General features: G+C 41.8%; 12 protein-coding genes and 1 pseudogene. 4 read left to right on the top strand and 9 right to left on the bottom strand.

All coding sequences use genetic code 11. The annotated features are described in order from the left end of the window. The 3 genes from MICAI_RS22865 to murQ form a co-directional block, all read right to left on the bottom strand. On the bottom strand, positions 1-127 hold a 127-nt coding region (locus MICAI_RS22865), incomplete at its 3' end, for a DUF4164 family protein (protein WP_157221706.1). A 180-nt stretch (positions 128-307) separates the two neighbouring features. Continuing rightward, entirely contained in the window at positions 308-1,798 is a 1,491-nt protein-coding gene (locus MICAI_RS01810; protein WP_008196986.1) for a site-2 protease family protein, read from the bottom strand. Positions 1,799-1,825: 27 nt separating this feature from the next. Beyond that, positions 1,826-2,746, bottom strand: a complete 921-nt coding sequence (murQ, locus tag MICAI_RS01805) for an N-acetylmuramic acid 6-phosphate etherase (RefSeq protein WP_008196984.1) — start codon at positions 2,744-2,746, stop codon at positions 1,826-1,828. A gap of 195 nt (positions 2,747-2,941) precedes the next feature. Here murQ and rplU point away from each other — a divergent pair, with 195 nt between their 5' ends. From rplU to MICAI_RS26725, 3 genes and pseudogenes are all read left to right on the top strand, one after another. Then, positions 2,942-3,331 carry a 50S ribosomal protein L21 gene (rplU, locus tag MICAI_RS01800; protein WP_008196982.1) on the top strand — a complete coding sequence of 130 codons (390 nt, stop codon included), beginning with the start codon at positions 2,942-2,944 and terminating at the stop codon, positions 3,329-3,331. Positions 3,332-3,365: 34 nt separating this feature from the next. Then, positions 3,366-3,635, top strand: a complete 270-nt coding sequence (gene rpmA, locus MICAI_RS01795; protein WP_002744094.1) for a 50S ribosomal protein L27 — start codon at positions 3,366-3,368, stop codon at positions 3,633-3,635. Between the two features lie 83 nt (positions 3,636-3,718). Beyond that, positions 3,719-3,814 (top strand): annotated as a pseudogene (locus tag MICAI_RS26725) (PEP-CTERM sorting domain-containing protein); the annotation flags it as partial. Between the two features lie 32 nt (positions 3,815-3,846). On the opposite strand, the gene MICAI_RS01790 reads toward MICAI_RS26725, so the two are convergent. The 3 genes from MICAI_RS01790 to accA all read right to left on the bottom strand — a co-directional run bounded on the left by MICAI_RS01790 (position 3,847) and on the right by accA (position 5,607). Beyond that, positions 3,847-4,200 carry a HepT-like ribonuclease domain-containing protein gene (locus MICAI_RS01790; protein WP_008196973.1) on the bottom strand — a complete coding sequence of 118 codons (354 nt, stop codon included), beginning with the start codon at positions 4,198-4,200 and terminating at the stop codon, positions 3,847-3,849. Beyond that, positions 4,190-4,480 (bottom strand): nucleotidyltransferase family protein, encoded by a 291-nt coding sequence (locus MICAI_RS01785; RefSeq protein WP_002736589.1) that lies wholly within the window; start codon positions 4,478-4,480, stop codon positions 4,190-4,192. The genes MICAI_RS01790 and MICAI_RS01785 overlap by 11 nt, the downstream gene beginning before the upstream one ends. 137 nt (positions 4,481-4,617) lie before the next feature. Continuing rightward, the gene (gene accA / locus MICAI_RS01780) at positions 4,618-5,607 is read right to left on the bottom strand and encodes an acetyl-CoA carboxylase carboxyl transferase subunit alpha (RefSeq protein WP_008196969.1); all 990 of its coding nucleotides are present in this window, start codon (positions 5,605-5,607) and stop codon (positions 4,618-4,620) included. A gap of 174 nt (positions 5,608-5,781) precedes the next feature. Here accA and MICAI_RS01775 point away from each other — a divergent pair, with 174 nt between their 5' ends. After that, positions 5,782-6,729 (top strand): fused MFS/spermidine synthase, encoded by a 948-nt coding sequence (locus MICAI_RS01775; RefSeq protein WP_008196966.1) that lies wholly within the window; start codon positions 5,782-5,784, stop codon positions 6,727-6,729. Positions 6,730-6,777: 48 nt separating this feature from the next. Here the strand turns inward: MICAI_RS01775 and recJ are convergent, their stop codons facing one another. The 3 genes from recJ to sbcC form a co-directional block, all read right to left on the bottom strand. Then, positions 6,778-9,060 carry a single-stranded-DNA-specific exonuclease RecJ gene (gene recJ, locus MICAI_RS01770; protein ID WP_008196964.1) on the bottom strand — a complete coding sequence of 761 codons (2,283 nt, stop codon included), beginning with the start codon at positions 9,058-9,060 and terminating at the stop codon, positions 6,778-6,780. Between the two features lie 277 nt (positions 9,061-9,337). Then, complete coding sequence (locus MICAI_RS01765) at positions 9,338-9,592, bottom strand: MoaD/ThiS family protein (protein WP_008196963.1); 255 nt, start codon at positions 9,590-9,592, stop codon at positions 9,338-9,340. Positions 9,593-9,611: 19 nt separating this feature from the next. Continuing rightward, entirely contained in the window at positions 9,612-12,635 is a 3,024-nt protein-coding gene (gene sbcC / locus MICAI_RS01760; RefSeq protein WP_008196961.1) for an exonuclease subunit SbcC, read from the bottom strand. Positions 12,636-12,684 lie beyond the last annotated feature (49 nt).

Genomic DNA, 12,684 nt, shown 5'->3' with positions numbered 1-12,684 from the left:
TTTTCTCATCAATACGTTTTTCCAGAGAGTCGATTTTCTCGTCAAGGCGTTTTTCCAGAGAGTCGATTTTCCCCTCAATCCTTGTCAGGACAGCTTCTAGGGAATAAGTGACAGTTTCGTTAGACATTTTAAGCAACTCCAAAAGTCAAATCTTCAGGGGTAAATGCTGGAGGCTATATTTTACGGAAAAATCAGGGGTCTATAGGCGCACACGGATTCCCATTATAAGAAAATTATAAGTCAAGACTTGAGTTTTTGTCAAGCTTTTTTTTGACGGCAATCAATGGCAAGAATTTCGGGGAAGTATTTAGCCACCGATGCCTAACCGTCCCGCTAAACTAGGGCTTAAAGGAATCAGAGTCGCCAACATTAAAAAGAGTAGTAATAAACCCCAACCGGCGCGGGTGTCATCGGGTTCGGTTAACTCGTTTAAACTCGGTCTTTCCAACTCTCTTTGTAAAAAAGCGACTAAAATTGTCCAATAGAGAGGAATCGGATTACTGGGATTAACTAAGGAAATAATGCCCAAAATGACCAAAGTTGCCACAGTGGTGCGGCGGGCAATTTTGCGACCATAAATAGCCTGAACAATTCTACCACCATCTAACTGTCCGGCGGGCAGTAAATTAAGGGCGGTAATCACCAATCCTAACCAACCGATAACAGTTAAAGGATGCACGGAGATAACAGCATTTCGTAACTCGTCGCCCAAAACTATCCGCGCTAAAGAACCCACTAAAATTGAACTTTGGAAAAAGTTACTAGGGATTTGAAAAAGGCTGGCCGAATTAGATAAAGTCAGTCCAACGATTAACAAGATTAAAGAAACCAAACCTCCCAAAGCAGGACCAGCGAAAGCTATATCAAATAGGACACTGCGGTTAGGTAATAAAGATTCAAAACGAGTAATCGCCCCAAAAGAACCAATCTGCCAAGTGGGAAGAAAATAGGGTAAACTGAGACGAACATTATGGCGTTTAGCGATAATTAGATGACCGATTTCGTGGGCAATTAATACCGACCATAAACCCAAACTCAGGGGAATTGCTTCTCGATATCTCTGCCAATTACCAAACAAATCAAAACCTAATAGAATTCCAGCCGCTTCTAAGCTGGTGACAATGGTGGCTACTAACAAAACTAAAGAGAGATTTTTTTGAGCAAGAGTGGCAGGACTAGGATCGTTAGTTTTGGGAAGGATAATTACCACTGGTTTTTCCTCGGTTCCTTCCACCAGAAATAAACGATATTTATCGCCAAAATTATTACTTAATTTCTGGGTTAAGCGCGAGTGAACTAGATCTGGTTCTCCCCGTAAATTGCCTTTAAAAATTGCCCCTTCCTGAAAAGAGATAGTTTCGGTGGCAAAAAAAGTATCTATCCCAAAAATACTCTGAATAACTTTTAAATCCTCTTCGGGAATTGGCATCACATCCGGCACAATTGCTGTCACCGCTGCCTGGATTTCTAGAGGAGTAACGGACTGGCTAACTGCCTGGTTAACTTTCGGTTCAATTATCTGATTGGTTTTGAGTAAGCGTAAACGGTTGCCCAAATAAATATAGATAATGGTGGAAGCAACCAGTAAAAAGAGAATTACCGCTAGATTGAGATAAATTCCCGCCGCAAATAGCCCGAAAAAAATTAACCAAGGAGCGATTAGTACCAAGGATTGTAACCAAGGTAAAATTCCCAGTTGGCCGTAGGGTTTAGCTCGATAAAAACTCCAAGTCAAGATAGCACCAGCGAAGAGGAAAATAACAGCGACCGCAGCAATTTCCGAAGAAATATTAACCATAGGAAAGTCAAAATCAATAGGTTTTTATCAATCAATTTGATTATAAGCTTGCAGGGCAGCCCGTAATTGCCCTCGATGCTTTTGTAACAATTCTTGTCCTGCCGCCGCCGAAAGTCCCGTTTTCTGCATTAACAAAGCCAGTTTAACCCGGCGGCCACTTTTTTCCAGCAAAATAGCCGCTTCCTCACGACTAATATCGCTAAGGTTACAGATAATCCGCAGGGCGCGGTCATGGAGTTTATGATTAGTAACAGCCACATCGACCATCTGGTTGCCGTACACCTTGCCTAACATTACCATTGTCCCTGTGGAAAGGATATTTAAAGCCATTTTCGTCACCGTTCCCGCTTTCAGACGGGTGGAGCCGGCCAGAAGTTCTGGTCCGGTCAATAAGCGGATATCCACATCCACCGCGATTTCCACCTGTTCGGCGGGGACACAACTAATGGCAATCGTCGTCGCACCTCGCTGTTTTGCCGCCTGTAAAGCCCCGTGAACGTAGGGGGTAGTACCCCCGGCGGTAATCCCCACTACCACGTCTAATTCGTGAATTTCTCGCTGGGCAATCACGGCCGCCCCATCTTCCGCTTTATCCTCCAAATCTTCGGAACTACGCACCAGCGCCGCCGCTCCACCAGCAATAATTCCCTGTACCAATTCCGGGGGAGTGCAGAAGGTGGGAGGACATTCGGCCGCGTCCAAAACCCCCAGCCGGCCACTGGTTCCTGCTCCAATGTAAAAGAGTCTGCCACCTTTAGCCAGAGCTTGACCGGTCAGGGAGATTGCCAGGGCCAATTCTTGCCGGGCCATGGCGATCGCTTTTAGGGTTTGGGCATCCTCGCGATTGAACAGATCCACCAATTCGAGCGGGTTTAATTGGTCTAAATTTAGGCTGTTTGGGTTAATTTGTTCGGTTAACAGGTGTCCTCTGCTTTCCCACTGTTCCATAACGGTTTAATTGAGCTTTTTGTAAGATTATTTTTAGTATATAGCGAATCGGTGGGCTAAAAGCTTGACAATTGCCCCCCGAATATTAGATGATAGTAAATTGTGTCAATTCCTGCTCGGATCAGGTGAAGACATTAGCACAAAAGCTGGAATTTTTTTCGGCTACCTGTACGGCAAAACGAGCGCAGAAAATTTATGAGTTACGCGATTATTGAGACCGGTGGCAAACAGATTCGGGTGGAACCAGGTCGCTATTACGATATCGAACTTCTTCCCGTCGATGAACAAAGTACCCATACCATCGACAAAGTGCTGTTAATCCATGATGAGGATGATATTAGCATCGGTCAGCCCTTTATCGAAGGGGCCACCGTCGAAGGCACTGTCATACAACATCGTCGGGGCAAAAAAGTTATTGTCTATAAAATGCGCCCGAAAAAGAAAACCCGTAAAAAACGCGGTCATCGTCAAGAAATTACCCGTTTTATGATTGATTCAATCAATTATAACGGTAAAACCCTAGTCGCCACTGCTGCTACCTCCGTCGCTGAAGTTGTGGAAGATAGTAGCGATGAAGAAGAATAACTTTTAGAATCAAAAAAGCATTTGGAGAGAAATTATGGCTCATAAGAAAGGTACGGGTAGTACCCGCAACGGACGCGATTCTCGTTCCCAACGCCTAGGCGTTAAGCGCTACGGTGGTCAAGTGGTAAAAGCGGGAAATATTCTCATCCGTCAACGGGGTACTAAAGTTCACCCGGGTAAAAATGTCGGTCGTGGTGGCGATGATACTTTATTCGCTTTAATTGATGGTGTGGTCAAATTTGAATACAAGGATAAAAGTCGCCGTCAAGTTAGCGTTTATCCTGCTGAAGTTAGCGCCAGTTAATCGACTCTCTCGACATCATGGTGTCAATTGCGCCCCGACATTACTACATATTAGTTGTTCTGTGGGGGCGTAGGACTCAAGCACTCCTCACCCCCGCTACTCTTGGTGCAGCTTCAAACCTCAAGGGCAAACTAAAACCCTCCCAATCCAGCGAAAAAGAAACCACAAAAGTAGGCTAAATTGCCCGATAAATATGACAAATGCCCCGCAACTATTCTGTTTTTTTTTCCCTTGACAATACTTCTTGTAGTTGTGGTACTAAGGTCGGCAAATCTTCTCGAATTGTTGCCCAAATTCTACTTAAATTAACTTGAAAATATTCGTGAGTTGCAACATTTCTCATTCCTGCCATTAAACGCCAAGGAATAAGAGGATAGCGAGACTGAATTTCCTTCGGTACATTTCTAGTTGCTTCTCCGATAATAATAAAATCATAGAGAACCGCTTTGATATTTGTTTGATTCTTGGCAAATTCCTCAAACGTCATTGCCTTTGTTCGCTGTTCAATTTCACTGATAGATTCTAAAATGTCTTGAAGGCGAAGTCGCCAATCTCTAGAAGGCATTGATCAGATCCTCAAGCACAGGTTCCCGTAAATGTTCTCTTAAGGCATCCTGAGTTCCTAAATCCACAGAGCATCCCAGAATATCTTCTAAATAATACTGTACTTGCAGAAGTTGAAAAAAACCACCTTGTCGATCGAATTCTACTAACAAATCTACATCACTATCGGCATCAGCTTCATCCCTGGCCACTGAACCAAATAAAGACAAAGATTTCACCCCTAGTTTTTGTAACTGTTCTCGGTGTGCCTCTAGAATTGCCAGCACCTCGTCCCGTTTCATTTGGTGTGTCTTTGAACCTGCCATCAATATTATAGCTTTGTCGGTGCAACCCTTAAACTGAAGCTGAAATCTTCCAAATCTACAAAACAAACTAATCACTGAAAACTCACATCTGATAACTGCTCACCGATCACTGATTAAGCTGTAGCCTCTAAAAATACGCCTAAATTGCGGAATTTTTGATAACGAGATTCGCGCCGTTGTTGGGGTGTTAACAAAGATAAAGTCTCTAAATTGTCACTAATAGCGGCTTTTAAATTGGCTGCCGCTTTAATCGGATCAGCATGGGCTCCTCTGGAGGGTTCAGGAACGATCTGATCGATAATATTTAACTCTTTTAAATCTTTTGAGGTAATTTTGAGGGCAACTGCCGCTTTATCGGATTTTTTGGCATCTTTCCAGAGAATGGCGGCACAAGCTTCGGGAGTCGCCACGGTATAGACAGAATGCTCTAACATTAATAGGCGATCGCCAACACCAATACCCAAAGCACCGCCGGAACCACCTTCGCCAATAACAGTACAAATGATCGGCACATCTAAACGGAACATTTCCCGAAGATTATAGGCGATCGCTTCTCCTTGACCTAATTTTTCCGCTTCCACCCCCGCCCAGGCGCCGGGGGTGTCAATAAAGGTTAAAATTGGCTGATTAAACTGATGGGCGTGTTCCATTAAACGCATGGCTTTACGATAACCACCGGGGGCAGCCATGCCGAAATTTCTAGCCACATTATCCTTAGTATCCCGGCCTTTTTGATGTCCGATAATCACCACGGGACGACCGTTAAGACGGGCAACACCACCCACAAGGGCAGGATCGTCGTAACCACAGCGATCACCGTGTAACTCGAACCATTCATCGGTGATGGCTTGAATATAGTCTAGGGTACTGGGGCGCCGGGGATGACGGGCTAATTGTAGCCTTTGGGAAGGGGTAAGATTGCTAAAAATTTCACGACGTAATTGATTAGCTCGTTCGTCTAGTTGACCAATTTGTTCCGAGACATCCACGCCATTTTCTTGGGCTAATTCTTTAATCTGTTCGATGCGAGATTCTAATTCGTAGAGGGGTTTCTCAAAATCTAGGAGAAAAATCTTTTTCTCGGTAGTCTCGTTTTTGCTCATAGGTTAGTGGCTAGAAGTTTACTGTTTGCTAATCTTTTCTAGCTTACCGTTTTTCAGCGATCGATTATCGGCAGCTTCGGGATTACCCGGAGATAATTTCAGGTTATCGATCGAATTTTGTCAATTGTTGTATAATGATGGATCGTGCCTTTTTCACCCCAAGGAGGATTAGTTATGGCAGGAAGTGAACTAAAAGCGGATCTATGGGTTAACGAATATATTACCCCCTGGGACATTTATAGTCATGGGGTTTCCAGGATTTTAGCCTACAAAAAAACCGCTTTTCAGGAGATGTATATTGTTGAATCGGGGGCCTATGGAAAAGCCTTGGTACTGGATGGGAAATGGCAATCTTGTACGGGGGATGAATTTATTTATCATGAAGCATTAGTGCAACCGGCAATGATTGCCCACCAAGAAGCAAAAACTGCTTTAATTCTGGGGGGTGGTGAAGGTGCGACAACGCGGGAGTTATTGCGTTGGAAAACCATCGAAAAAGTGATGATGATCGATATCGATGGGGATGTGGTGGCAGCTTGTAAGGAACATCTTCCCGAAATGCACCAAGGCACTTTTGATGATCCTCGTTTTGAGTTAGTTGTGGCCGATGCTTTAGAAGTTTTAGACACCACTAACGATAAATGGGATATTATTATTTCTGATCTGGTTGATCCCATCGGAGAGGGTCCTTCTTTCCCCCTATTCACGAAAGAATACTTTGAAAAACTACAAAGAGTTTTGGCCGAAAATGGCATTGTTGTTGTCCAATCTGGCCCAGTTTCTCCTCCTTCGGTGATGTATCATGCGCGTTTGGTGAATACTTTAAAAGCAGTTTTTCCCTACGTTCATTCCTATTGCGCTCCTACTCCTAGTTATGGTTCCCCTTGGGGTTTTACTCTCTGTGCTAATCATCCTTTAAATACTCGTCCCGATCCCGAGGTGGTGGATGAATTAATCAGCGATACAACTACAGGAGGATTACGTTTAATTGATGGCATGACTTTGCTCGGAATGTTACAAACTCCTCTCTATATTCGTCAAGCGATCGCACAAAATACGGAAGTTTATACCTTAGCAAAACCCCCGAAATTCTTCGGTCAAGGAGTAATCAGTAATCAGTAATCAGTTATCAGTTATCAGTTATCAGTTATCAGTAAATAAGGGTTATAACTAGAAATCGATCGAGTCTTCATGATTGAGAATTGTTTGCAGTATTTCTAGGGGAACAGTAGCAAAGTATTGCTGGAGAAAGTTCTCTAGAGCTACCGCTTCTAGAAATTGCTCAATCTTATTAATTTTTGCCTCATGATTGACTAATTCAAAGGATAAATTTTCTTGATTTTTCTTGACTTTAAAGCCATTTTCTGCTAGGGAAATTAATCCTAATTCTAGGGTATGATAACTGAGGTTTAAGCGGTTTTGTAATTGTTGACAGGAAATGCTGGTTTTAGTTCTAGCTAAATATTTCCCGATCCCGACAAGGTTTATCCATGTGGTGTGAGCGGATTTTTTTAAAGGACTAGCATAGGCAAGAACTAACTTTTTATCCCGTAAAATTGCCTGTTGATATTCCCTGGAAAGTTTTGTCCAATCCCGGGGACATTCCCAGAGAAAAAGGGGATTTAATTGGCTAACTTCTTGACTAATTTCTCGATGGCGATTGTCGATTAAAAAATCTTTTTTATTACTATAGCTTAAGTATTCTTGTTGATAGGTTTGCAGGGCAATTAAGCGCACTTCATAGCGATTTTTGTAGGTATTAAAATCTAATTCAACTACGGCATCATAACGGGTATCAGCAGCAATTTCGTCTTTGTGATGACCCCACCACATACCGGGGAAACCCTGCTCGATTGAACTATCCCAAATCTCAAAAGTTGTCCGGGGATAAGCGATTTTTTTGCCTTTGAAATCCTCAAGATTTTTATGCCAAAGATTGTGAAAATAACAATTTTGAATTAATAGCTTCGGTGTCGGATTACCCATCCCGCAGGGTTCCAGTAATTTTAATTCTCTAAATAGACTTTTTCCCAATTGGGAAACCGTCACCACCGCATCCACTTCTATCTGGGAAGAAAGGGAAGTTAAATCAATTCCTGTGCGTCGCAACTGTTGATTAATTCCCTCAATAAATAGTGGTAAATTTTCTATAGTTAAACTTAAACCCGCGGCCAAAGGATGACCACCAAAACGATGTAAAAGATGGGATTGAGAGGATACTAATTGATAAAGATCGATCTCGCGAATTGACCTAGCGGAACCCTTAGCAAAAGGTGGTTCACTGGTACTTAATAAAATTGTTGGTCGTTGGTATTCTTGGGCAATTTGTCCCGCAACTAATCCTAAAATTCCCGCCATCCATTGGGGATCATCTAAAATAATTACATTAGTGGTAGAAAGATCAATTCTCTCTAGTTTTTTCTGAACTTGTTTAATAATATCCCGTTGAATTTCTTGGCGACGAATGTTGGCTAATTCCGCTTGTTCAGCTAATTCGTGACAACGTTTTTCATCTTCACTGGTAAGTAATTCCACACAAAATCTAGCATCGCCATAAATGCGACTGACGGCATTAATTCGCGGTCCAATACCGAAGGATATATCCATCGGTCTATCTCCGGTTTTGTTGCATAAATCGAGTAATTTTTTAACTCCCAAACGCTGAGTATTTTGCAGTTTTTGCATACCTTTTTGGGCTAAATAACGACATTCTCCCGTCAATTTGACTAAATCGGCAATTAAACCAATTGCAACTAAATCCAGTAAATTTTCTAGGGGTTTTCTGGGAATATCTGCCAGGGTTAAATACATCGCTTCCACTAATTTATAAGCAACGGCAACCCCAGAAAGATGATAGAAAGGATGGGTTTCCACAAAGTAGCGGGGATTAATCAGGGCAATCACCTCGGGGCGCTCGTCGGGTAGGGTATGATGATCGGTGATGATAATATCGATGCCTAGACTGTTTGCATAGTCAATTTCGGCGATATTCGTGCTTCCCGTGTCACAGGTGACGATTAAACTGGTTCCTTGATGCGCTAGTTTCTCGATACCAGGAGAATTGAGGCCGTGGGATTCTTTTTGGCGATCGGGTATGTAATAATCTAACTGTTGATAGGGTGGGAAAAACTGTCCCAATCCTTCCCAGAGGACACTGGTAGCGGTGACACCATCGGCATCGAAATCACCCCAAATAGTCACTTTTTCACCTTTATTTAGGGCTTTTTCCAGTCTTTTGACGGCGAAGTTCATTTCTTGCCCAAAATCAAAGGGAGTTTTTGACTGATAAGCTTTCTCATCCAGAAACGTCCGCAGAGTCGCCTCATCTTGGACACCGCGATGCCATAATATTTGTGCCACGACGCTGCCATCCGACTCTGGGGTGTAGTCTTGGACTATTTTTAAAAACTCTTGGGGAAGAGCTACCGATGGGGGAATTTGCCAGTTAGACACGGGATATCAGGGAAAAAGTAAAAAAGGTGGCAGTTTTTGTGATTTTCCCTATCTCCATTTAGGGCTTGCTGAATAAATGTGAAATGTAGGCAAGGTAAGGGTTTTGTGGCTTTTCTCGCTCCCACAGGTGCAAGATTTTGAGAGAATCGTGCTTCAAAACCTTGCGTCTTCATCAGCCCGCGTCCTGTAGGGGCGAAGCATTCGGACAATAACCTATCGGTGAAACCGTAGATTTTCTATCCGAATGCTTCGCCCGTACTTTTTCAGCAAACCCCATTTAGCCACCACTAACGGGGGGAATTAAAACTATCTCATCGCCATTTTCGAGGATTTTCTCTCCCGAAACAAACTGAAGATTAACTCCAAAACGAGTAACGTCGCGCCATCTTTCTAATTGGGGATAGGGGGCTATAATATAGTTTAACACTGCTGCCACGGAAGTGTGGGCAGGAAATTCGAGGTTTAATTGTGAAGTTTGATAGACTTCTTGATAAATAGCAAATAGTTTTACTGTGATCGTAATCTTTTCCATCTTTACATCAATATTTTTTCTAGGATAATAACATTAATTGAGAACCCTGTTCGGTTTTGCGGACTTCGATGCGGTGTTGAAAAGCTTCTTTAAATTGGGGCATATGAGTTACCGTCAAAATACAGGCAAAATCGGCGGATATAGCGTTAATTGCCGCAATTAAGCGCTCGCATCCCTCCGCATCCTGAGTTCCGAATCCCTCGTCAACAATGAGCATTTGTAAGGCTGTTCCGGCTCTTTGTGCCAATAATCTCGCTAAAGCTAATCGAATCGAGAAATTAATCCGAAAAGCTTCCCCTCCTGAATAGGTTTCGTAGGGACGGGATCCCCGGGTATCACCAATAATAATATCTAAAGTATCGATTAACTTTTGTTGCTGTTTCTTAGTACCTTTACCGCTTTTTTGGGTTAAAAACTGTACATGAAATTGATTACCAGTTAAGCGAGCTAAAATATGATTAGTTTGTGCTTCTAACTCTGGTAAAACATTCTCAATCATCAGAGTTTGTAAACCATTTTTGCCGAAAGCTAGGGCTAACTCTTTATAAACTCTATATTGTTGTTTAACTTTAGCTAAATCGCCCTCTTTTTCTGTCAGTTGTTTACCTAAAGTTTCTAGTTGATGTAATTTCTCCTCAACCCGACCTTTTTGGGAGAGTAATCCATCAATTATCTGTCTTCGCTGTTGAATATTAGTCGATAATGCGGCTATTTCTTGGCGATAGTCGGTCAAAGTACCAATCTTTTGACTAATATTTGCTAACTCCTGATTCAGCTTCTGGCGATCCTCATTTCGCACCTGTAATCTTTGCTCAATGTCAGCGATTTTAGCGGCTATTTCTGGATAATTTTTTTCTGCTTGTTGCCAGTCTTGATACTGTAATCTTACCCCCTGTAATTGTCGGATCAGATTTTGAATATTCTGATGTTCACCGCGATCATAATTCAAGTTTTGAATAAGCTTTTCTAAGCGTTCAATTTCCTGTTTAAGTGGGGAGTTTTGACCTAGTTCTTGTTTCTCCTGTTCTAGTCTAGCTAATCGATTAATTAAATTAGGTTTCTCGGCCTTGATATTAGCTAAACGACGGTTTGCTTGCTTAAGTTCTGATTCTTGAATTTCTGCCCAACGCCATCTTTTTTCTTCTCCTCTGACTAAAGCGTGACTTTGTTCATCATAGTTTAATAGGGCGATTTCTTGATTGACAATTTGCAATTCTTGCTGTAATTCTAGGGCATAATTGCCACTGCTTAAAAGTGCTTCTAACTGGACAAGTATCTCCTCGGTTTTTTCTAGTTCTATTTCCTTTTCTTCAATAGTTTCTAACTTAACTTCTAACTGCACATATTTTTGTTGTAGGCTCGATCTTGCTGGCAATTCTTGTTTAATTTGGGCTAATTCCTCCCGTAAACGTTTTAAATCTCGATCGCAGTCTGCCATCCCTTCCTGTAGGGACCAGATTTGCTCTTGAATTTGTTCTTGATGCTGATGGGTTTTTCTGATTACTTGATGACGGTGATGACTGTCTAAATTCTGTTCACACAAAGGACAAACCGAATCGGGAATATTTAATTTTTCCAATTTATCAGTTAACTCTAAAAGTTGTTCTTCATATCTTTTTTGTTGCTCCAATAAACTTTTTTTATCCACTTGTTTAAGAGTTTCCTTTTCTTCAACTCGTTCACAATAGGTTTGTTTTTTATCCAGTTCCTTAATCCGTTTGGCTAAATTGAGAGCTTCCTCTCTTAGTACAGGAATACGAGCGATTTCTGTCTCTAATTGTTGCCGATTTCTTTGCAGTTGTTCCCGACGAGCATTAATCCTGGCTTTTTCCCGTTCCAACTGCATATTTAAATCAGCTTTCCGGCTATTTAAAGGAGCATATTTTAAAGCTAATCTATCCAATTCCTGAAGACGTTGACGATGATAATTTAACTTCTCTAATCCTGCTTGAATATCCCCCGCTTGCTCGATAATTTTTTGAGTTTCTTGTTCCTGTCTTCCCAATTCTTCTAAACGAGCGCTCGTTTGTTGGATGGGAAGGGTAAATTCGTTAATTTTTTGCTGTAATTTCTGTTCTAATTGTTGTTTATCATACTGGGCCTGTTGCCAAGCTTGTAATTGACTTGACAAACTGGCCTCTTTCTGGTCTAAATTGATTAGGCGCTCGTGTGCGGTAATAATCTCATTTTTGCGATGAAGAATAGTCCTTATTTGATTTAATTGATTGTCTAGACTAACTTTTTCCCGGTCTAATCTCTCGATTTCTGCTAATAAAGCTCGCTCCTGTTCTCTTTGCCACTGCAGCTGTTTTTCCCAATTCTGACGCTGATTTTCTTCCCCTTGTAGTTGCTGTAAACGGCGATTATTTACCTCTTGTTCTTGATTAATTTGGTCAATTTGGGTATTTAACTCTTGCAGCTGTTGCTGATAAGAATTTTTCTCCTGAAGACGGAGTTTGATAGTTTCTACCTGCTGCTCGATCTGGAGGGACTGTCCATCAAATTGTTTCGATATATCCTTAGCTTTATTCGCTAAAATTTCATAGCGATCGAGTTGTAATAATTCTGCTAAAATCTGTTTACGACCACTGGGAGGCTGTTTCATAAACTCGTCCGCTTGTCCCTGTCGTAAATAAGCAGAATTAATAAAAGTTTTATGGTCTATTTTTAGATAAGTATTAATCTGTGCTTGGGTATCTTTAATACTTTTACCCGATAAAGGACGAAAACTCTGATCATTGATCACCTGAAAATCTAAACCAGAAGCTTTTCCCCCCCGGTGACGACTACGGATAATTTTATAGATTTCTCCCCCATAACTAAACTCGAAATCTACCCGCGCATAATCGCTGCCCCCATGAATCACATCATCACCAATCGAGACGCGACTCTCTCCCCAAATTGCCCAAGTAATTGCTTCGAGTAAAGAGGATTTTCCTGCACCATTGGCACCACAAATACAGGCAGTATGTAATCCGCGAAAATCTAGCACTGCCTCGCGATAACTGAGAAAATTTTTCAGGGTTAATTGTAGGGGAATCATAAGCTGGGAGGAATTATGAATTATGAATTATGAATTATCAAGTGGGAGG

It is taken from the genome of Microcystis sp. T1-4 (assembly GCF_000297435.1).
Classification (GTDB): Bacteria; Cyanobacteriota; Cyanobacteriia; order Cyanobacteriales; family Microcystaceae; genus Microcystis.
This window is presented reverse-complemented; position numbering and strand designations above follow the sequence as displayed.